This is a genomic window from Chryseobacterium sp. 14P4.3.2, from assembly GCF_057799275.1.
Genome location: NZ_JBYOKO010000001.1, coordinates 628,569 through 649,690, shown reverse-complemented (window position 1 = coordinate 649,690; position 21,122 = coordinate 628,569). Strand labels below are relative to the sequence as shown.

Sequence of the window (21,122 nt, the reverse complement as noted above, 5' to 3'; positions counted from 1 at the left end):
AACAAACAGGCTGCTTTAAAAACAGCCTGTTATTTATTTCTGATTAATCTAAACAGATAAATGGTCTATTTGGCGGATAACAGCAATAAGGATTGCTGCAGAATATATAATTTGCCTTACAACCTCCGTCTATTGGAGCTTCACAAGCCGCCGCAGCTCCTCCTAAAACGCTTTTCAACTCTTTTCTGTTCAAATTTTTTAAATTTTTCATAGTTATTTTGTTTAGTATTAATTTCCTACTCTTTTAGATTTTCGGATTCCTCTTTATTTATTTCTCTTTACATGGAATTAAATATACAACTTATTCTCACAAAATTCTACATTTCAAATATTTACAAGTAAAATTTTAACATCATTTCTTTAATTAAAGAAATATTTTTAACTATCTTAGTACAATGAAACAAAACTTACATAATTCATTATAAGTAAGTTACCGCACTATCAATTAAAATTAATACTATGAAAAAAAACAACAATGAAAAACTTTCAAGAGCTGAATTGAAAAATGTATTCGGAGGAACATTGTATCCGGCACAATGCCCTGGCGGATGTCATGGTGAAGCCATGATCAGATGTCCTGACGGCACAACCACGATGACTAATTTTATATGCATGGGGGGAAGCTGCCAACCGGCAGCCATGTGCAAACCACTGGTTCTCGAACCTTTTCCTGATCCGATTATAATCACCCCATAATCTGAATAAACAATAAATAAAGTGAGCTTCTCTGCTCACTTTTTTATTATCTGTAAATGAAACAAATCTACCCAGAGTCAACAAAATCGGTTTATCTGCAATAAAAAGGCCGGGATCTTCCTCACGGATCCCGGCCAAATAATGAACAAATAAAAGAAACTATATGGTTTCCTTATGCTTTTTATGATAAGCATAATGGAAGATAATAGGCAATACTGTAAAAGACAGCAGCATACAGATGATCAGCCCGCCAACAATCATAATGGCTAAAGGTTTCTGAATTTCGGACCCCATTCCGTTGGACATTGCCGCGGGAAGAAGCCCCATAGACCCCATTAGAGCAATCATAACTACGGGACGAATTCTGCTTTTAACTCCCAGAGAAATAGATTCTTTAAGAGACATTCTGTTTTGCAGATTCTCCTTCATTACTCCTATCAGAACGATACCATCAATGGTGGCCACTCCAAAAAGGATAATAAATCCAATCCCTGCTGAAATTCCAAAAATGGTTCCTGTAAACCACAGAGATAAAAACCCTCCAATAAACGCAAATGCCAGAGTAACGGAAGAAATCAGCGTATCTTTTACATTTCCGAAGTTGAAATACAAGAGCATCAGGATAAGAACTAAAGAGATCGGCACTACCATAGCGAGCTGTTTTGCAGCTCTTTCTTTGCTTTCAAACTCTCCTGCCCATGTCATTTTATGGCTTTTCGGAAGTTTCACTTCTTTATCTACTTTTGCTTTTGCTTCTTTGATCGTACTTCCAAGATCACGACCTTCAATATTAAATCCAACTCCAATATATCTGCTGTTTCCTTCACGGTAAATAAATGATGGACCGGTATGGTAATCAATGGTTGCAATTTCTTTCAGCGGCACTTTTTTATTATCCTGAGTCGGGATCAAAATATTTCCCATTTTTTCCGGAGTGTCACGATATTGTTTTTCAAATCTCAGCATAACATCAAACATCCTTTCTTCTTCATAAAACTTGGTCGCTGCCTGTCCGCCAATAGTCATTTCAATAACTGCCTGTGCATCTGCTGTGGAAATTCCATATTTTGCCATTTTGGAATCATGCAGCTGTATTCTCAATTCCGGAAGCCCTATATTTTTAAAAACATTGACATCTGAAATACCCGGAACTGTTTTTATAGATTGGGCAACCTGATTAGCATAGTTTTCCAATTCAAACAAGTTATTCCCAAAGATTTTGATCACTAACGGAGCCTTTACCCCTGCTACATATTCTTCTACATTATCTTGTATCGGCTGGCTGAACCCGAAATTAATACCCGGATACTTTTCAAGAGAAACCCTCATTTCTTCAAGAAGTTCATCCTTGGATATTTTTTTCTTCCACTCATTTTCCGGTTTCAGCTGGATGTTAAATTCAATATTAAAGAAACCGGTGGGGTCTGTTCCATCGTTGGGACGGCCTGTCTGGGTCATGACAAATTTCACTTCATCATATTTCATTAAAATCTCCTTCATTTCTTTTGTAAGACGTACAGATTCATCCAGATTTACACTATTTGGAAGGGTTGCCCTTACATAGATAGCCCCTTCATTCAGCTTTGGCAGGAACTCTGATCCATAATTGGAAAATCTCCATCCGCAAATAGCCAATAAGGTAATGAAACCAATGATAAATCCTTTTTTGTAACGGTTACTGAATTCGTAAATCCTGTAAATATTTACTCTGAAGAATCTTGATATAAAGTTTTCTTTTTCTTCAATATTCTTTGTCAGTAAAAGCTTACACATTGCCGGAACATAGGTCAAACTTAATATCAATGATCCCAATAATGCATATCCCAATGTAAATGCTAAAGGAGAGAACATTTTTCCTTCCACTTTCTGGAAAGAGAAGATCGGCATCAAAGCAACAATCAGAATCAATAATGCAAAGAAGATGTAACTCGCCACACTTCCAGCACTCTTTTTAATGATCCCCAATTTTGACATTTTATTGAACCGTTCAAGTCCTATTTTCTTCGCCTTGAGTTCGAGGGCTACAAATACATGTTCAACGATGACTAATGTCCCTTCGAGCAGTAAGCCAAAATCCAAAGCTCCCATAGAGATCAAATTTGCCGGCAGTCCCTGAATTTTCAACATAATAATAGCAAATAGGAATGCCAGAGGAATCACGGATGCTACAATAAATGTCGTTCTCCAATTGTAAAGGAATATAAATACAATGATGGAAACCAGAATAACTCCTTCGATCAGATTTTTGGAAACGGTATGAACCGTTGTATTGACCAATTCTGTACGGTCAATAATCGGAACGATCTGAACATCGCCGGGAAGTTCCCCTCCGTTCAGTTCTTCAATTCTGTCTTTAAGCCTTGCAATAACTTCACTTGGATTTTCACCACGGAGCATAATGACAATTCCCTCTACAACATCATTTTCTTTATTATATCCTACCTGCCCTAACCTCGGTTTCGCAGAAATTTTAACCTCGGCAACGTGTTTCACCAGGATAGGAGTAGATCCTTTTACCTCGATCTTTATATTCTCAATATCTTCTTTTTTCTCTAAAAGACCAATCCCCCTCACGACATAAGCCTGATCACCTTTTGCTACTACATCTCCTCCTACATTGATATTACTCTTCGAAACCGCTTCATACACATCCAGGGGGGAAAGGTCGTAATTGTGTAATTCCGTAGGATTAATTTTTATTTCATATGTTTTTTCTTCACCTCCAAAACTTACCACATCTGCTACTCCAGGAACAGCCAGCAATTCTCTTTCAATCACCCAGTCCTGAATAGAAGTAACTTCTTTGATTGGAAGCTTACTTTTGATAATATACCGGTAGATTTCTCCGGTTGCTCCTGAAGGAGGCTCTATACTGTACTCGGCTCCACCGGGGAGATTAACATTCCCTAATTTATTGGAAGCATATTGCTGGGCATAAAAATCATTGACGTGATCATCAAAAATCACGGTAACTACTGACAACCCGAATAAAGAAATGGATCTTACCGATGTTTTATTCGGGATGGCATTCATTTCTTTGGCAATCGGCAATGTGACAAATTTTTCTATTTCTTCAGCACTTCTCCCCGGCCATTGGGTGATAACCCTTACTCTGGTGTTGGTAACATCCGGAAAAGCCTCAATAGGAGTATGTATATAGGAATAGATTCCTCCAGCCAACAAAAGAAATGTCCCCAAAAGAACAATCAATGAGTTTTTTAAAGAGAAGGAAACTATATTCTGTACAAATTTTCGCATTACTTCGTAGAATTATTTAATTGGTTTTTCAGGTTTTCATAGATCAGTAATCCATTGGAAGCAATGACATTTTCACCTTCTTTTAAATTTCCTTCTACATAAATATACTGGCTGTTGGAAGCAACCTCCGTCACAGGTCTGATTTCTAATTCGCAGTCTTTTTTATACACCACTACATAACTTTGATTGTTATCGAAAATCAGAGCTTTAGCAGGAATAGCCAGAGCTTTTTTGTTTTGTGAATTAACTGGTAAAACAACATCCGCAGACATTCCGGGTCTTAATTTCATTCCATTATTATCCATGATAATCTTGGCTTTAAGTACTCTTTCATTCTCATTAAAAACCTGTGAGATATTGTTTATTTTTCCTGAAAAACTGTCATCGGGATAAGCAAGTGTTTTCACTACGACAGGCTGATCCACATAAACATTTCTCATATTCGTAGCATACACATTGGCCATTACCCATACCTTATCCAGATTAGAAATGGTAAAGAGCTGGTCTCCTCCTGCTGTTACAGGCATCCCTTTTGAAATATTTTTTGAGATAACATATCCGTCTGCAGGCGCTTTTATCTGAATCGTACTCCCTCCGGCAGAATATAACTGCATATTTTTATGAGTTTTGGAAATATTAGACTGAAGAATTGTCACCTCTGAACGTGCTTCCTGAAGATCTTTTTGAGAAGCTATATCGTCTTTGTACATTGCTTCTACAGAAGACAGTTTCCTTTTTGCTACAGCCAGCTGAGCCTGTAAAGTCTGGGTATCATCCTGCATCTCGTTGACCGCTGTACTCTTTACAATGGCCAGCACCTGCCCTTTCTTTACATAATCCCCCAAAGAGAAATAGGTATCCGTCACCACTCCATCTACAAGACTTACAAAAGGAACTGTTTTATCCGAATTGCTCTCTACTTCTCCGGTAAGGGTGATACTCTCTTCTATCGGAATCATTTCCACTTTTACAAGTTTAATATCTTTCTTAAGCTCTTTGCTGATACAGTAGCCTTTTTCAGCTTCCTTATTCTGTTCTTTATCTTTACAGCCTGTAAGTGCAACTAAGGCAGATAAATAAATTGCTGCAATATATCTGGTCGTATTCTTGTTCATATCTTATAAATCTTGTCCCACAACATACTGCAGGTTTTCGTAGTATTGGTTAAGTTCTTTTTTGGTATCGAGTATGATCATTTTATTACCGATGTAGGCATCAAGAAAATCCATATATTCCAGCATACTTATGTTCCTCAGCCTGAAGTTTTTCTCGTGGCTTACCAGCAGCCCATCCAGTGTAGACTCATAGCTTTCATCTATTTCTGCAGAAACTTCCTGTGTCCGGATGTAGTTTCTAAAAACAGAGACAATTTCATTTTCAGATCTCAGCATATTTTTACGGGTTTCGTTTTTGCTTTTCTCAATTTCAAGTTTTGCTTCCTGAATATTTCCTTTATTGCGGTCGAAGATTGGAAGATCCAGTGACAATCCAAGCCCAACGAAATCTTTCATAATATTCCCGCCGCGGTCATATCCTATAGAAAGAGCAACGTCTGGAGTCTTCATGGCATTCTGAATTTCAAGATTTTTAGAAGCGTGTTTCTCTTTATTTTTTGAAATAAGAATATCCGGACGATTTTCCTTGGCCTTTTCCAGCCACTGAGTGAGCTCTACTTCAGAAAGCTGCTTTTCCGGCATGACAAATGAGTCTGAAATGATCAGATAAGAGCTCGGGGGGAGCATCAGTAAGGCTTTCAGCTCTACCTGCTGATCCTCAATTTCCTGTTTCAGCGAAACCAGTTTTTTCTTGAATTCAATCTCCTGTGCTTTTAGCCGGACATACTCAGATTTACTGATATTCCCAAGGTTTAATTGGTTCTGATAAGATTTTGTTAATTTCTCAATAGATGCAATCTGGCCCTGATAGATCTTTTGCTGCTCCTGATTGTACAGAATTTCTGTGATCGTATTTCTTAAAGACTTTTTAAGCTCACGCAGCACTTCCTGCAACTCATACTTTTCTCCTTCTACTTCTATCTTCTGCAGTTCAATATTTTTCCTTCTCTTTCCTGCAGTTTGGATCACCTGCTCTATTTCAGCTGAAATCTGGGTGTTTTTTCCCCAATTTCCGATGAGTGCAGGCTGTTCTTCAATATCATAAGTCCTCCATAGATTGACTTCACTGATACTTAATTTAGGATTAGGCCAGAATTTTGCCTGAACAGCCCGGGCTTCCGCCTGAGAAATTTCCAGCTTCTGAGCAATAATATCCAGGTTTTTAGCAAGAAAAACTGCTTCAGCCTCATGTCTGCTGATTTTCAGTGTATCGGAAATCTGTGCAGAAAAGAGGCTAAAGCAATGAATATAAAAAAGGGTAAAAAAAATCTTCTTCAAGGTCTACTATTTTAAGACCACAAAGCTATTTTTCTAATATTAGAGCCAATTTCGAATGAAATTAAAATTCGATTAGTCCAACATTAGAGTTTGATTAGAATGACAGATATTATTTTTATTTCAAGAGTAAATTGAATTCAGAAATATTTGTAGAAAAAATCAAGAATGGGGTGGAAACTCAAGAAGGACGCGCGTTCCGACATTAACTGAGGAATCAATTTTCATCACAACATGATGATGATCAAAAATACTTTTAGACAAAGAAAGGCCTATCCCGCTTCCTCTGATAGCATCCACATTCTTCCCTCTGTAAAATGTTTCATAAATCTTTGCAAGATCATCCGAAGGAATACCTCGTCCTTCGTCTTTTACTTCAATATACAGTTGGTTATTATTTTCTGATAGCGTAATAACTACAGGTTTATTGTAAGAATATTTAACTGCATTTTCTACGATATTATATAACGCCAGATATAACAGGGTCTCATTTCCTGGAAATTCCAGCAGCGAAGGCTGGGTAACCTGTAAATGTATGATCAGGGTTGAATTCTTTTCCTTTGCTGTAGCTTCCAGTTTTTCAAAAATTTTCCACATCAGTTCATCTACCCTCATTGGTTTATGAGAAGATTCAAGTTTAGTCATTCCTGACATTAAAAGAAGATTATTGAGAATCTTTTCAATCTCGTAGACATTCTCCAGGGATTCTTTTGCAACTTCCCTGTACTCTTCAGGAGTTCTGTCTTTCTGGGCAAATACCTCGAGATTTCCGGAGATTGCAGCAAGAGGAGTTTTAAATTCATGCGAAACATAATTGATAAAATTCTGCTGTAACAAAACATTTTCAGAAATTCTACTCAACAGTTTATTGTAGGATCTTATCAGGTCTTCAATTTCGTCATTCGTATTGGTAGAAGTAATCGCAGTAGAAATGTTATTATAATCCACTTTATTGATCCGTTCTACAACATTGGAAATAGGTTTATAGACTACTTTTGAAAGATATCTGCTCAGAAAATAAATCGCCAGCAAACCAATGATCAAAACAGAAAGCATAATAATTGAAAGCCTTAAAATCTGCGACTGAAAAGAATCATTAGGGGACTTTACAAAAACAACAAAATCTCCCTGGTTATCCGGATAAAAAATACCGTAATAGAATTGATTATCCGACATAAACTCCACTCCTTTATTGGTTCTGACCGTTTGTAAATGAAAAGGTTTTATATTTTTATCATGAAGATTCTGTCCGAATGTAACCTCGTTATTCTGATTATAAACCGCTACCCTGTTATTCTGTATAAGATGGTTATACTCTTTTTTAATCTGAGCATGTCTGTCTTTTGGAAGTTCATCTTTCTCAAGGTAATAAATAGCAGAAATAAGAGCCGTATTTCTAAGCTTTTCAAAGTAAAAAATTTTCGTACTGTCATAATAGGCAAAGAATATCACCGCAGATGTGATGATAGAAACAATACCAAATGAAAGGCTTGAGATAAGGGTAAACCTGTTTCTGAGCGTCATTATCAGTCTTTAATTAAATACCCGGTTCCTTTTACCGTATGGATAAACTTATGTTCGGTTTCATCAATCTTATTTCGAACATAGGAAATGTACACATCCACCACATTCGTGGAATTATCGAAGTCAATTCCCCAAACTTTATGTAAAATATGGGTCCTGCTCAGCACTTTATTTTTATTCTCCATCAGGAAAGTAAAAAGCTTATATTCTGTAGGAGAAAATTCAATCTCCTTACCGTTTTGTGTTACTTTATGAAGATCTGTATCGATTGTAATATCAGCACAGGATAAATATTGATCTTCTTTTTGATAGCTTAGTTTATTACGCCTTGTTAACGCTTTAATCCTTGAGATCAGTTCTTCAAAATGAAAAGGCTTTGATAAATAATCATCTGCTCCCAGATCCAGCATTTTGATTTTATCATCAGGACTGTTCAGTGCACTCAAAACTAAAATCGGGGTATAATTCCCTTTGAATCTTATAATCTGAGTAAGCTGCATCCCATCCAATCCGGGAAGCATAATATCCATCAAAATAATATCAAAATCATAAGTATGAAGAAGTTCACGTGCCTTTTCACCCGAATCGGCAAGGGTCATATCATAACCGGCCTCGGAAAGCCCTTTTATCAGGAAATTACTGATTCTTTGATCATCCTCTACCAGTAAAACATTCATATTCTTCTGAAATTTCGCATAAATATAGGTAATCTTTAGTAAAGGAAACCAGATGCAGATGGCTCAATATTCCGGAAGGTTTCGAAAACAAATCTTCCAAATATATTCTCGCAGGCTTAACTTCCCTGCTTTTTTCATAATTTTGGAAGATGGAGATGATATATTTATTAATTGGTTTTATTGCCGGTGGAATACTGGGAGCAGTCATTTTATATTTTGCACTGAAGTCAACAATGGTTTCAAGAAATTCTTATGATGAACTGAATTCTTTATTTATCAAAAATAAATCTGACCAGGAAAATTCAAATTTAAAAATACTGGAGCTAACTCAAAATATCAGCAAAGAGAAAGAATCAAATATTCAGCAGCAGGATCTGCTGGATGATCTGAAGAATGAATTTTCGAGAATATCTGCTGAACATTCTTCCCTGACTGTTCAATTTCAGGAATTAAAGCAGATCAATCTAAAACTGACCTCTCAAATAGACACTCACATCATTGAGAAACAGCTTCTTTTCGCTAAAAACTCTGAATTTTCCGCCAGGAATGAAGGTCTTCAGAAATCTTTAGATACCCAAAAAGAGGAAATTATAAAGATCCAGGAGGAATCAAAACTTCAGTTTGAAAATCTGGCAAATAAAATCCTTGAGGAGAAAACAGAAAAGTTCACTACCTTAAATCAGAATAACTTAAAAAACATTCTGGATCCTTTTCAGGAGAAAATTGCCGACCTGAAAAATAAGGTCAACGAGGCCTATGAAAAAGAAAATAAAGAACGTTTTTCCCTTGCCGAAAAGGTAAAAGAGCTCGCAGAACTGAACCAGCAGATTTCCGATGATGCTAAAAAACTTACACGGGCATTAAAAGGAGAAAGCAAAACACAAGGAAACTGGGGCGAAATGATCCTTGAAAGTATCCTTGAAAAATCCGGTCTGGTAAAAGGAAGGGAATATTTCCTGGAGCACGAATTGCGTGATGAAGACAATAACGCTCTATTTTCAGAATTTTCCGGTAAAAAAATGCGACCTGATGCTGTTATAAAATACCCGGATGAAAGAAATGTCATCATAGATTCCAAGGTATCTTTGACTGCTTTCACTGATCTGGTAGATGAAACTGATCCTGATGTATATGCCCTAAAACTAAGCCAGCATCTCGGATCTATTAAAAATCACATTACACAGCTGAGTCAAAAAGCCTATGATGACTATGGAAAGTCATTGGATTTCGTAATGATGTTTATCCCTAGTGAACCCGCTTATATTGCGGCTATGCAGGCCGACCAGAATTTGTGGAACTACGCCTATGAAAGAAGAATTTTATTATTGAATCCTAGCAATCTTATCACTTCTCTGAAACTGATTGCCGACTTGTGGAAAAGAGAGTATCAGAACAGAAACTCCATGGAAATTGCTGAACGTGGTGCCAAATTGTATGATAAATTTGTAGGTTTTGTAGAAAATCTGGAAAAAGTAGGGCGAAATCTGGATCAGGCTAAAAATGTTTATAATGATGCTTACAAACAGCTCTACACAGGAAATGACAATCTTGTGATTCAGACACAGAAACTGAAATCACTAGGCATTAAAAACAAAAAAGATCTTCCACAAAGCCTGGTTGATAATTCACAGAATACGCTGGACTTTTTCAACGAGTAAGATCGGAAAACATAATAACAAGGCTGTCTCAATATGAAACAGCCTTATTCAATTCCATCAACAAGTAATTTCCATTACTACAAAGTTTTCTTTTTCCTTACTAATGTGAGTTGATTTCGCATTTTAACTTTGTCAGAAAATCTTTTTATAAAGTACAGAGAAGTCTAATGATAAATTTTGCATAATTTTGCAGAATGTTGATAGAAAGTTTTCAAAACGATAAGATAAAAAAGGTCACTAAGCTTCTTACTGACAACAGATTCCGTAAAAAATCAAAAGTTTTCGTAGTAGAAGGGCAACAGGAAAATGAAAGAGCAATACAATATAATTTTGCGCCGGTTGAGTTCTTTATCTGCGAGAATATATTCAAAGGGGCTCTTCCTGATGGGAAAATCCACCAAGTAAGTGAAAAAGTATATGAGAAAATATCTTACAGAGGAAGTTCAGAAGGTATTATTGGGATATACGAAGCTAAAGAAAATAGTCTTTCATCATATACTCCTAAAGAGAACGCTACCGTAATTATTGTTGAAGGAGTTGAAAAACCTGGAAATCTTGGGGCTATTTTAAGAAGCTGCGAAGCATTCGGAATAGATGCCCTTATTGTAGCAGATGGAAAAGCGGATTTTTATAATCCAAATGTAATCAGATCAAGTGTAGGCTGTCTTTTTGGAATGGAAGTCTATCAGGCAGAAAATGAGGAGGCCCTGGACTTCCTTCAGAAAAATAAATTCAATATTTACACCACTCTGATGGACGACAGTGCTGAAGATATCTATAAAAAAGATTTCACACAGCGTTCTGCTGTATTATTCGGTACCGAACATTCCGGGTTAAGTAATTTCTGGATTGGGAAAGGAAAAAATACGCTGATTCCAATGGCCGGAAGTATAGATTCTCTTAATCTGAGTAATGCAGTAGCGATTACCTGCTATGAATCTTTGAAGCAGAAAAAAGGATAACCGGAAATAAAATGAAGATTGGAGAAATCTTTTTCCAGTCATTCATTTTGTTTGTAGACAATAGAAAGGTTTAATTATAAAGCATAAAAAAACCGTTTCACTGGGTGAAACGGTTCTTTTATTTTTAAGCGTAAGCTAAAATTATTTCTTAGCAGCATCTTTAGCAGCATCAGCAGCTCCTTTAGCAGCATCAGCAGCTCCTTTAGCAGCGTCAGCAGCACCTTTAGCAGCATCTTTAGCAACTTCAGCACCAGCAGCAGTTGTAGCAGCAGCAGCATCTTTAGTAGCACCTACAGCAGCAGTTGCAGCAGAGTCAACAACTTTAGCAGCAGAATCAGTAACTACAGCAGCAGAATCAGCAACGTTAGCAGCAGCAGAATCAGTTGTTCCTTCAGTAGAAGTAGCTTCAGTTTTTTTACAAGCAACTAAAGAGATTGCAGCGATAGCAGCTACGAATAATGACTTTTTCATAATAAATTAAATTTAATTTTGTTAATATTGTTTTATAAAATTTTCTTCTGTTCTGTTATTTGAACAAGACAAAGGTAGAGCAGTTAGAAAATTTGTCTATGAAAAATAATTGTAATACATTTGTAAAATAGTTTTACAAAAAAACATAGCTGATAATCAACAATTTAATTATTTTTTAAAAAATTGACAGATTTAGATCTATTACACTTTGAGCAACTAAAAAAGGAAGTTCAGGGTCAATACTTAAAAGAATATACCCCTTCGCATGATGATATCTCAAAGTGGAAGGGTATAGACATCATATATTTCCAGGAAGACCTCCGCAAAAAAGCGAAAGGCAACATCAGTGAAAAGTCATTTTATACCTATTTCAAAAATTCGCCGGTCACCAAACTGCCCAGAATAGATATGCTTAATTTATTGAGTATTTATGCGGGATACGACTCATGGTACGAGTTCAAGAAACAACACCTTTTCGCTGGAGAATTGCTGTATGAAAATGAAAATCTGGATGAAGAAACAATCAACGAATTGGAAAAAACTGTTTCTTCAGCTCCTGAACTTCCAAAAACTGACATTCAGCCTCAAAAAGTTGAAAATAAGCCCTCCGAAAATACTGATTTACAAAAAACAAATACTGAAAATCAAGAAGTTAAAGTAAATAAAAATTCTATCACCGAGGTTGAAATTTCAGCAGCTCCGCCTAAGAAAAATTTCTTCAAAAAGAATGCATGGGCGTTTATTACCTCTGTTTTAATCACCATAACCGGTTTATTAGGATTCAAGGATGTTCTTTTTTCCAAAACTTATAAATATTGTTTTATAGATAAGGACAGAGGAGTTTCTGTAATCAATACCTTAGAAATAATGGTGGTGAAGGAAAATGAATCGCCATTGATGTACAAAATAAAACCCGGAGAGTGCTTTTATTATTCTACAAAGGATAAAAATCTGAAAATGCGAATTAGTGCCCCTTTCTATGAACCACTGGAAGTGAACAGAAACCTTGAAAATGCTCCTGAAGAAGAAAAAATAGAACTGAAACCGGATGATTATAAGATGGCAGCCTACTATTTCTCTATTAAAGATATTAAAGGCGGAAATAATGAAGAACAGGTGGCTCTCATCAAACAGAAGAGGAATCAGCTGGAAAATCTGATCAGTAACAATGCCATCATATATCAGGTCTATGACAACAATACCTATGGTATAGAAAGGCTTGATAAGCAAAAGTATATCACCCTTGTAACAACTCCTACTACGTCATTAAAGAATCTGAACGTAATAGAAATGAAAAAAGATACCAAAGGTAAAATCATCTCCATCAAATTTAAAATTGCCACTACAGATGAAAAGAATCAATAATTTTTTAATCTTCACGGCTCTTCTGGCTTTATTTTTTGCCTGTAGTAAAAAAAGTACAGAAGTAAGCGATCTCGATAAACTGCGAAACAGTAACAATACCAAAAGTTATCCTGCTGTACAAATGGACAGTATGCAGGCCATTAATTCAATCACCAAGCAAAAGGTTCAGGAACTTCTTGATCTGTCTACTCTATATTTATCAGGAAAGAGAAACACGGAGATAGACACGGTGATCTACTCACAAATGGAAAGCTACTTTCACAAACCCGATTCATTAACCTTTAAAAGGCTAATGAAAGAACTGGACAGCATGAAAGTAAAGACTGTAAAAGTAAATAACCTGAATGTCTATAAAGAATTTTATAAAAAAGACACCTTAGATTATGCAAAATTCAATGTAGAATATTTTGACGATAAAAACAGGTCTTTAGGAAGCTTTGAAAAAAATGCACAGTACATTTTATTGTCAACATCAAAACTTAAGAAGGAGTTTAAGTTCTATTTTCTGGATTTTTATACCAAACCACTTAAAAAAGACAGCACTTCTGTAGGCGTTACCAAATAGTCCAGAGGAATATCATTTTCCCAGACATCATCGATATATTCTTCGGGGTCAAAATAATTGACTCCGATTTTTTTTGTTTCTAATGATACATTTTGGAAAAGTCTGTCATAAAAACCTTTTCCATATCCTACCCTGTTTCCTTTTGCATCACAATACACCAAAGGGGTAATTACATAATGGAAATTATTTTCTCCGGAATCCTGGCTTGAAACAGGTTCTGAAATCCCCCAGTTATTTGTTTCAAACACAGTATTTTCAAAAATTTCAATACTGACAAGCTGATCATCGGCAATTTTAGGCACATAAACGCGTAGATTATGTGCTAGAAAATAATTGATGAAGATTTGGGTGTCAATTTCCCTAAACTTCTCAATAGGTACAAAAAGATGGACTTTCTGGCCTTCTTCAGGTTTAAAATAAGCAAGAAACTGATTCAATATTCTTTTTGATAACAAGAAAGCCTCATCAGTAGACAAGGCTTTTCTTTTTTGCATATATTTTTTTCTAAGCTCAGCTTTTAGCATAATTATTAAGTTTTCTTCACTGAAATAATTTTAACCGGATAAGCTTTCACTGCTTTATTTTTGCTTTTAGGCTTACACAATTTTATACAATTTGTCAGACAAACGAACTCTGAACGGAAGTTCAAAAGTAATTTGATCTCCTTCTTTAGCCGTTTCACAAGGTCCTCCATTTGCATAAATCTGAGTAATTGTAACTTCCTGTTCTCCGGTTGTAGGCCCTGAAATTAATACTTTATCACCTATTGAAAGTTCATTATTTTCAATTAAAAACTGTGCAATTTTTGATTTTGAATAATAATGTTCAGCCTTTCCAAGTATTATTTTTTTGACTGCAATTTTCTGGCGGATATTTTTTGTTTCAGCTTTTGCTAAAGGCCTGGTTGGCAAATCACCTGAATTTTTAAATTTCAAAGCATCGGATTTTCCTTTTCTGAAAACCTTATTTCCTACCTGTAATCCTTTTCTCAGTTTCAGCTGCTCCTCTAAAGGTAAATGGATTGTTTCCAGACATTCTGTAGAACAGCAGTTTTCCATAGCGGCTTTACAATCGTCACATTGAATAAACAATAAATGACAGGCATCATTAGCACAGTTGGTATGGTTATCACAAGGCTTACCACATTGGTGGCACTGCGAAATAATATCGTCTGTGATCCTCTCTCCCAATCGGTGGTCAAATACAAAATTCTTCCCTATAAACTTACTTTCTATTCCTTCTTCTTTTATTTGACGGGTATATTCAATAATTCCACCTTCTAATTGAAAAACGTTTTTAAAACCCTGGTGTTTGAAGTAAGCACTCGCTTTTTCACAACGGATTCCTCCTGTACAGTACATTAATAGATTTTTATCTTCTTTAAAATCCTGTAACTGTTCGTTGATAATCGGCAAACTTTCTCTGAAGTTTTCTACATCAGGAGTAATTGCTCCTTCAAAATGACCAACTTCACTTTCGTAATGATTCCTGAAATCTACGACAATGGTATTGGGATCTTCAAGTAAGTTATTAAATTCCTGTGCTTTTAAGTGAATTCCTTTATTGGTAACATCAAAAGTATGATCATTCAATCCATCAGCTACTATTTTATTTCTGACCTTTATTGTCAGTTTTAAAAAAGAGTGATTATCCTGGTCAACGGCTACATTTAAACGAATTCCTTTCATAAAGTCATAAACTTCCAGCGTATCACGAAATGCTTCAAATTGATCTGCAGGAACACTCATCTGAGCATTGATACCTTCGTGAGCAACATAAATACGGCCAAGTGCATCAAGGGCATTCCAGGCTATAAATAATTCGTCGCGAAATTTTTTGGGATCTTCAATTTTGGCATACGCATAGAAAGACAATGTAAGACGTTCCTTACCAGCTTCATCAATAAGTTGAGCTCTTTCTTCTGCGCTTAAGGTGTTATACAGTTGCATGCTATAAACGTTTTAAGTGAGAAAAATATTTTTGCAAAGATAATAATTTTTCAATTAAGTATATTTATTGGGAAAATACAAAGCCCTTATCTACGAATAACGGACAGATAAAAATGGAGATTGAGAATTAAAAATTGAAAGTTTAGGTATATCGTTGATATAATTACAGAAGGATAAAATAGAAGATTGGCATTGATTTTTCAGTATTAGATCTGACATGCTCTACTGTGCAAAGTGGACAATTTTTCTTTAAGTTTTTTTTAAGTTATGTTAACGCTGACATTAACAATTATGACATAATGTATAAATTGACAGTACAGCCGTTAAATTTTAGTTAAAATTGAAACATAGCACACTAATTGCTTACTTATTTAGCATTAAATTTGTTTACTTAAAAACATAAAACGAAATGATTAATAAAAAAGAAAGATATACAATGAAGAGTACTTTAAAAAAACTATTACCATTTGCAGTAGTAGGAGTCATCTCCGGAGCTACTACCGTTGGAGCCATACAATATTTAGGACATTCTTCCAACAATGGAGATCAATCGTATTTCACAGCATCAGCCCCTAATACATCATTTGCAGGAATGAATACAGGTGCAGTGGGCGATGACTTTGTAAAAGCAGCTAAAACTACCGTTCCGGCTGTAGTTACTATCAAAAATTATCAAAGCAGAACGGCAAGCAGAGCTTCAGAACAGGACTTGTTCGACTTTTTCTTTGGAGATCCTTTCGGAGGAAGAGGGCAGCAGAAACAAAAGCAGCAGCAGGCTCCTGATAATATGCCTTCAGGAATGGGTTCCGGGGTCATCATCTCTCCGGACGGTTACATTATCTCCAACAACCACGTTGTAGCAGGTGCCAATAAACTTGAAGTTGTATTAAGCAACAAGAAATCATACATCGCTACATTGGTAGGAACCGACCCTAATACAGACATCTCATTATTGAAGATTGAAGAAAAAGGTCTTCCTTATCTAAATTTTGCGAACTCAGATAATATTGAAGTAGGACAATGGGTACTTGCAGTAGGAAACCCACTTGGATTAAACTCTACTGTTACAGCAGGTATTGTTTCTGCTAAAGGAAGAGGAATCGGAATTTTAGGAAGCCAGGGGAAAGCAGCTAATCCTATTGAAAGTTTCATTCAGACCGATGCAGCCATCAACCCGGGTAACTCTGGAGGAGCATTGGTCAACACGAATGGAGAACTTATCGGGATCAACTCTGCTATTCAGTCTACAACCGGATATTATCAGGGATATGGATTTGCAGTCCCTGCTAATTTGGCAAGAAAGATTGTTGAAGATATCAAGAAATTCGGAATTGTACAGAGAGGTTTCTTAGGTGTTCAGTCTTTAGATCTTTCTAATGACCAACTGGTAGCTTCATACAACAAACAGTTTAAGACTAATCTTAAAGTAGGATCCGGAGTATATGTTACAGGATTTGGTGAAAAGAGCGGTGCTGAAGATGCAGGTCTGAAAAAAGGAGACATTATTACGAAAATAGACAATTATGAAATCACTGATTTCGCAGATCTGTCTATGTCTATCGGAAGTAAACGCCCGGGTGATAAAGTTCAGTTAACTTATAGGAGAGATGGTAAAGAATCTACTACTATGGTTACTCTTAAAGACCAGAAAGGGGGAACTTCTACTAAAACAAAAGCTGACCTTAGCGTAACTGAAAAAATCGGATCTGAATTTGATCCTCTTACTGAGCGATTCAAAACAGAATATGGTCTGAATAGTGGTGTAGTTGCTAAAAACGTTTCAGAAGGCAGTGAAATGGCCAAAATCGGCATCGTAGACAATTACATCATCATTGAGGTAAATGGTAAACCAGTCAATTCTCAAAAAGACGTAGAAAAAATCCTGGATAAATACCAGGGAAACGTACAGGTGAAATTTGTAGATGACTACGGAAGAATGTATACAAAAGGATTTAAAATGCCTTAATTAAGAAAAGTAATTTTCCATATCAACAAAAAACGCTGCAGAAATCTGCAGCGTTTTTTGTTATTTTTATTTTGGCTTATTCATTTTATCAGCAATTCTTTTCTTCTTATTCCGCTCATAAATCACCTCTACAATCTTACCGCCAATCCAGGAAAAAGGAAAAAAGGTAAGAAAGATTGAGATCTTATAAAACGTAGGATGATAAGGAAATATAATGACATCCAGCATGGCAATAAAGAGCATAATAAAGCCAATTAGAATTGCATAGGCTACTTTCGCATATTTAACGATGATTGCCGTTGCCACTCCTCCAACTGTAGTGCCCAATCCGGAAATAAACAGCAGGAACCCGAAAAAGGCTTTATCATCTTTCATACTGAAGAGAAACCTTTGCCAATGCTCAAAAGGAGCAAAAGCGTCAAAAGTAACCCATTGCGGAAACGCTCTTATACCAAGAGTGATAATAAGCCCTGCAATACCAAGGCCAAGCAAAACCGCAATTGTATTTCTTATAAAACTCATTAATCCTGATGTGCGATCATAGAAATTTCGATATCCACGTTCTTAGGCAGGCAAGAAACCTGAACCGTTTCACGTGCAGGATAGCTTTCTGCATCTAAATAAGAGGCATAAATATCATTCATTACTGCAAAATCATCCATACTCTTAAGGAAGATCGTAGCTTTTACAACATTTTTAAAAGTCATTCCCGCTTCTGTAAGAATTGCTTCAAGGTTTTTCATTACCTGGTGCGTTTCTTTTTCAATTCCCTCTACCAATTTACCAGTTGCTGGATCTACAGGAATCTGTCCGGAGATATATAAAACTCCGTTTGCCATATTAGCTTGTGAATAAGGACCGATAGCTGCAGGTGCATTAACTGTGTTGATTATTTGTTTCATATGTGGATATTTATTTTTTTCTAAGCTCATATGCAACCGCCGCTTTCTGTACTGATCTGTTAGAAAATTTCATCAACAGCGATTTTATTAGATTTATTTTGGTTGCAAATATAAAATTTATATTCTCAAATGCCAATCTGACATTAGAAAGGTGTATTCGGCTGGGTAAAACTTCTGTCTTTATACTTTAGAGCATCACTTAAGATATTGGCTTTGATCCCTATAAAGAAGTCATACACCTTATACTGTCCGAATGGAACCCAGTTGAAATTGATGGTAAAACTACGCTGATCTCTTGAGAAACCAATTCTGGTATATGCAAGATCTTTTGTTACCATGTCAAAGTGAGTACTTCCGGTTATATTCCAGTAAGGAGTCAGTTTAATACTTCCGTCAAGCCCTACAGAGGCTATTTTATTTGCAAGTCTGCTAAGCCCCTTTGAATAGGCATAATTCGCACTGATATTCAAAGTCCATGCCTGGTCGAAATGAGCATAATTATCATCATCAAAATAATAACTTTCATTCCTCACCTCTCCTTTTGTAGAATATTTCTTAGCATAGTCTGTCTTTTCTCCAAAGATTTCACTGCTTAAAGGATATGATAGCTGTACGTTGAATCCCTGTACACTAAAGTGCCCGAACTGTTCTGTTCTTACTCCGGTATCCTGTCCAGGTGTGAAAGCAATTCTATAAGGCTCAAGAGCAAGACTCGTATTTACAGTAAGTTTATTATTAAAGAAAGAAGATTGTCCGTTGATACTAAGGATAGACCAAGGGTGATCTTTAGCCGCAAAGTTGTAGCTTCCTGAAAGACCTAAAGACTCAAAAATTTTGATCTTCTTCGCTCCTGTAGAATCACTTTTAGACTTTACTTTCATTTCAATATTATTTCCGATATTGAAACCTAAAGCTCCAACCATTCCACTTGAAGGGCTTCCTATAATTCCTTTTTCAAAAATAGAATAAGGGGTAAGCGCTCCGTTTGCATTGTAATAGTTTCTGTAATATCCGAAATTAGGACTTGAGAAATCCGGAGAATAGGTAAACCCGATACTCGGAGTCATCATATGTCTTACCGCTTCTATTGCTGCTCCTTTTTTAAACTTCATCATCCCATATAGCGTAGTCTGAAGACTTGCTGTGGTAGAGAATGTTGAATAACCTGTAAACTGCTTATTAATCTGATCTACGGTAACATTATTTACAGGATCATAAAATCTGTTCAGTGTTTTCGTGGTCAAAGCGTTGTCAACATTAGCACTTAAGCTGAATGTGAAATATTTTGCCAGAGTGGTATTGGTAGCAATTGCGATATTATTTTTAAGTCCGGTCTGCATTTTATCCCACATTTCCTTTGTAAACAGCTCATTTTCCTTAGTATTCACAAAATTGGTCAGGTTAAACCCTGTATTTACTGTAATATTTTCAATAAGCCCCTGTCTTACTCCTGTTTTCGACTTAAACAGATAGAACTGATTTACCGCTACGTTCATCTGTGGAAGACGAAGATCAGCAAGTCCTGTCGCAAAGTTCTGAGAATAAGATGCCGTCCCGGTAATGGTAACAGGCAGCTTCAAAAATCTTTTGGTAAGGGTTACCGTTGAGTTTTGCTGGGTATTCAACACATTCTGGTTGAAAATATAATTGTTGTTAAGCGGATTATTATAAAATTTCGTGCTCACAACATCTACCGAAGCACTGAATGTAAGGAAAGGATTCGCTTTCGAGTCCTGTGCATGCGTCCAGTTGATTCTATAGGTACTGTTTTTGGTATAGTCATCCAATCCTTTGATCCCTCTTACTACCGTTCCGATATCTGCATTAAAATTTCCTGAATAGCGGTACTTTTTCTGATAGGTCATTTGCGGTCTAAGGTTCCAGCTTCCTTTCGTATAGATATCTGCTAACACTTTAAGGTCAAAATGTTCTCCAATCGGCTGATAGTAACCTATTCCATTAAGGAAAAACCCTACATCTTCCCTTTCTCCGAAACTCGGAATCAGAATACCGGCAGCTCTTTTAGCCGAAAATGGTAAAATAGCAAACGGCAGATAAAGAGGTGTAGGAACCTGCTCTATAAACATCTGAATAGGCCCTGTAACGATTTGAGATTTGTTTTTGGTTTTAATAAGCTTAATATTGTAAGCTCTCATAAAGTAATCCGCAGCCGTATCTTTTTTCTTAATGAAGTAATCATCCGTCGTATAATCCGCTCTTACCATCGCGAACACGGAATCGTTATATTTTTTTGTTTTCTGCGCAATAATTACCCCTTCACTTTCTTCCGTTCTGGCATTGAAAGCAATTGCCTGTTTGGTTTTGGTATTATAGTTAAACTCCGTAGTTTCGTACTTTTTACCTGCCTGAGTGGTAATCACAGGAGCAATAATTTTACCGAGGGAGTCTTGCTTTCCACGGGCATAGATCAGGTTTTTATTATCATCAATGGAGATATAATCTGCATCAATCTGCATATCCTGATATTTTACCTGGGCATTCTTGTTAAGGAATGTCATTCTTTTGGGGACATCTCTTCGCTGATCATCAGCTTTTGTATGAAGAATATCATCCAAAGTTTCTTTTTTTACAACTATGGTATCCTTTTTGGAAATAGTATCATTAACCGCATTTTTAGGCAATTTTTCAGGAGTTTTCTGTGCTAAAAAATTGTTAAAAATTAGGATAATTAAAATTTGTAATATATTTTTGAGGACGGTTTTGGTCAATTTTATTATA

General features: G+C 36.1%; 18 protein-coding genes. 6 read left to right on the top strand and 12 right to left on the bottom strand.

Annotated features, from left to right (window positions below; genetic code table 11):
• Positions 1 to 43 precede the first annotated feature (43 nt).
• On the bottom strand, positions 44 to 211 hold the full coding sequence (locus AC27VX_RS02950; protein ID WP_236857105.1) for a bacteriocin-like protein: 168 nt from the start codon (positions 209 to 211) through the stop codon (positions 44 to 46).
• A gap of 248 nt (positions 212 to 459) precedes the next feature.
• Between AC27VX_RS02950 and AC27VX_RS02945 the strand changes: the two genes are divergently transcribed.
• Positions 460 to 696, top strand: coding sequence for a hypothetical protein (locus AC27VX_RS02945; RefSeq protein WP_236857104.1), 237 nt, complete (start codon positions 460 to 462; stop codon positions 694 to 696).
• A 159-nt stretch (positions 697 to 855) separates the two neighbouring features.
• Here AC27VX_RS02945 and AC27VX_RS02940 read toward each other — a convergent pair whose 3' ends face one another.
• From AC27VX_RS02940 to AC27VX_RS02920, 5 genes are all read right to left on the bottom strand, one after another.
• Positions 856 to 3,954, bottom strand: coding sequence for an efflux RND transporter permease subunit (locus AC27VX_RS02940; RefSeq protein WP_488693756.1), 3,099 nt, complete (start codon positions 3,952 to 3,954; stop codon positions 856 to 858).
• Complete coding sequence (locus AC27VX_RS02935; protein WP_236857102.1) at positions 3,954 to 5,069, bottom strand: efflux RND transporter periplasmic adaptor subunit; 1,116 nt, start codon at positions 5,067 to 5,069, stop codon at positions 3,954 to 3,956. The genes AC27VX_RS02940 and AC27VX_RS02935 overlap by 1 nt, the downstream gene beginning before the upstream one ends.
• A 3-nt stretch (positions 5,070 to 5,072) precedes the next feature.
• On the bottom strand, positions 5,073 to 6,347 hold the full coding sequence (locus AC27VX_RS02930) for a TolC family protein (RefSeq protein ID WP_236857101.1): 1,275 nt from the start codon (positions 6,345 to 6,347) through the stop codon (positions 5,073 to 5,075).
• Between the two features lie 159 nt (positions 6,348 to 6,506).
• On the bottom strand, positions 6,507 to 7,868 hold the full coding sequence (locus AC27VX_RS02925) for a sensor histidine kinase (protein WP_488693753.1): 1,362 nt from the start codon (positions 7,866 to 7,868) through the stop codon (positions 6,507 to 6,509).
• Positions 7,869 to 7,870: 2 nt separating this feature from the next.
• Complete coding sequence (locus AC27VX_RS02920) at positions 7,871 to 8,545, bottom strand: response regulator transcription factor (protein WP_236857099.1); 675 nt, start codon at positions 8,543 to 8,545, stop codon at positions 7,871 to 7,873.
• Positions 8,546 to 8,694: 149 nt separating this feature from the next.
• On the opposite strand from AC27VX_RS02920, the gene AC27VX_RS02915 reads away from it, so the two are divergent.
• Positions 8,695 to 10,203 (top strand): DNA recombination protein RmuC, encoded by a 1,509-nt coding sequence (locus tag AC27VX_RS02915; protein WP_236857098.1) that lies wholly within the window; start codon positions 8,695 to 8,697, stop codon positions 10,201 to 10,203.
• A 194-nt stretch (positions 10,204 to 10,397) separates the two neighbouring features.
• Positions 10,398 to 11,165: a TrmH family RNA methyltransferase gene (locus AC27VX_RS02910; RefSeq protein ID WP_488693750.1), complete on the top strand. Its 768-nt coding sequence runs from the start codon at positions 10,398 to 10,400 to the stop codon at positions 11,163 to 11,165.
• 141 nt (positions 11,166 to 11,306) lie between these two features.
• Here the strand turns inward: AC27VX_RS02910 and AC27VX_RS02905 are convergent, their stop codons facing one another.
• On the bottom strand, positions 11,307 to 11,636 hold the full coding sequence (locus AC27VX_RS02905) for a hypothetical protein (RefSeq protein WP_236857096.1): 330 nt from the start codon (positions 11,634 to 11,636) through the stop codon (positions 11,307 to 11,309).
• A gap of 183 nt (positions 11,637 to 11,819) precedes the next feature.
• Between AC27VX_RS02905 and AC27VX_RS02900 the strand changes: the two genes are divergently transcribed.
• On the top strand, positions 11,820 to 13,001 hold the full coding sequence (locus tag AC27VX_RS02900) for a hypothetical protein (RefSeq protein WP_300687121.1): 1,182 nt from the start codon (positions 11,820 to 11,822) through the stop codon (positions 12,999 to 13,001).
• Positions 12,985 to 13,566 carry a hypothetical protein gene (locus tag AC27VX_RS02895; RefSeq protein WP_236857095.1) on the top strand — a complete coding sequence of 194 codons (582 nt, stop codon included), beginning with the start codon at positions 12,985 to 12,987 and terminating at the stop codon, positions 13,564 to 13,566. The genes AC27VX_RS02900 and AC27VX_RS02895 overlap by 17 nt, the downstream gene beginning before the upstream one ends.
• Here the strand turns inward: AC27VX_RS02895 and AC27VX_RS02890 are convergent.
• Together AC27VX_RS02890 and trhO are read right to left on the bottom strand one after the other, a co-directional pair.
• On the bottom strand, positions 13,515 to 14,060 hold the full coding sequence (locus tag AC27VX_RS02890; RefSeq protein WP_317207783.1) for a 5-formyltetrahydrofolate cyclo-ligase: 546 nt from the start codon (positions 14,058 to 14,060) through the stop codon (positions 13,515 to 13,517). The genes AC27VX_RS02895 and AC27VX_RS02890 overlap by 52 nt on opposite strands.
• Positions 14,061 to 14,162: 102 nt before the next feature.
• Positions 14,163 to 15,515, bottom strand: a complete 1,353-nt coding sequence (gene trhO, locus AC27VX_RS02885; RefSeq protein ID WP_488693747.1) for an oxygen-dependent tRNA uridine(34) hydroxylase TrhO — start codon at positions 15,513 to 15,515, stop codon at positions 14,163 to 14,165.
• A 436-nt stretch (positions 15,516 to 15,951) separates the two neighbouring features.
• Between trhO and AC27VX_RS02880 the strand changes: the two genes are divergently transcribed.
• Complete coding sequence (locus AC27VX_RS02880; protein WP_488693872.1) at positions 15,952 to 17,481, top strand: trypsin-like peptidase domain-containing protein; 1,530 nt, start codon at positions 15,952 to 15,954, stop codon at positions 17,479 to 17,481.
• Between the two features lie 66 nt (positions 17,482 to 17,547).
• Here AC27VX_RS02880 and AC27VX_RS02875 read toward each other — a convergent pair whose 3' ends face one another.
• The 3 genes from AC27VX_RS02875 to AC27VX_RS02865 form a co-directional block, all read right to left on the bottom strand.
• A complete protein-coding gene (locus AC27VX_RS02875) occupies positions 17,548 to 18,003 on the bottom strand; it encodes a hypothetical protein (RefSeq protein WP_236857092.1) in 456 nt (151 codons plus the stop codon).
• Positions 18,003 to 18,383, bottom strand: coding sequence for a RidA family protein (locus tag AC27VX_RS02870; protein ID WP_045491236.1), 381 nt, complete (start codon positions 18,381 to 18,383; stop codon positions 18,003 to 18,005). Before AC27VX_RS02870 ends, AC27VX_RS02875 begins: the two co-directional genes overlap by 1 nt.
• A gap of 143 nt (positions 18,384 to 18,526) precedes the next feature.
• Positions 18,527 to 21,112: a putative LPS assembly protein LptD gene (locus tag AC27VX_RS02865; protein ID WP_488693745.1), complete on the bottom strand. Its 2,586-nt coding sequence runs from the start codon at positions 21,110 to 21,112 to the stop codon at positions 18,527 to 18,529.
• Positions 21,113 to 21,122: the final 10 nt, after the last annotated feature.

Coding starts and splice junctions, on each gene's coding strand:
- AC27VX_RS02940 (WP_488693756.1), bottom strand. CDS start 3,954: ATGCGAAAATTTGTACAGAATATAGTTTCCTTCTCTTTAAAAAACTCA.
- AC27VX_RS02870 (WP_045491236.1), bottom strand. CDS start 18,383: ATGAAACAAATAATCAACACAGTTAATGCACCTGCAGCTATCGGTCCT.
- AC27VX_RS02895 (WP_236857095.1), top strand. CDS start 12,985: ATGAAAAGAATCAATAATTTTTTAATCTTCACGGCTCTTCTGGCTTTA.
- AC27VX_RS02905 (WP_236857096.1), bottom strand. CDS start 11,636: ATGAAAAAGTCATTATTCGTAGCTGCTATCGCTGCAATCTCTTTAGTT.
- AC27VX_RS02950 (WP_236857105.1), bottom strand. CDS start 211: ATGAAAAATTTAAAAAATTTGAACAGAAAAGAGTTGAAAAGCGTTTTA.
- trhO (WP_488693747.1), bottom strand. CDS start 15,515: ATGCAACTGTATAACACCTTAAGCGCAGAAGAAAGAGCTCAACTTATT.
- AC27VX_RS02915 (WP_236857098.1), top strand. CDS start 8,695: ATGGAGATGATATATTTATTAATTGGTTTTATTGCCGGTGGAATACTG.
- AC27VX_RS02875 (WP_236857092.1), bottom strand. CDS start 18,003: ATGAGTTTTATAAGAAATACAATTGCGGTTTTGCTTGGCCTTGGTATT.
- AC27VX_RS02910 (WP_488693750.1), top strand. CDS start 10,398: ATGTTGATAGAAAGTTTTCAAAACGATAAGATAAAAAAGGTCACTAAG.
- AC27VX_RS02920 (WP_236857099.1), bottom strand. CDS start 8,545: ATGAATGTTTTACTGGTAGAGGATGATCAAAGAATCAGTAATTTCCTG.
- AC27VX_RS02890 (WP_317207783.1), bottom strand. CDS start 14,060: ATGCAAAAAAGAAAAGCCTTGTCTACTGATGAGGCTTTCTTGTTATCA.
- AC27VX_RS02925 (WP_488693753.1), bottom strand. CDS start 7,868: ATGACGCTCAGAAACAGGTTTACCCTTATCTCAAGCCTTTCATTTGGT.
- AC27VX_RS02935 (WP_236857102.1), bottom strand. CDS start 5,069: ATGAACAAGAATACGACCAGATATATTGCAGCAATTTATTTATCTGCC.
- AC27VX_RS02945 (WP_236857104.1), top strand. CDS start 460: ATGAAAAAAAACAACAATGAAAAACTTTCAAGAGCTGAATTGAAAAAT.
- AC27VX_RS02880 (WP_488693872.1), top strand. CDS start 15,952: ATGAAGAGTACTTTAAAAAAACTATTACCATTTGCAGTAGTAGGAGTC.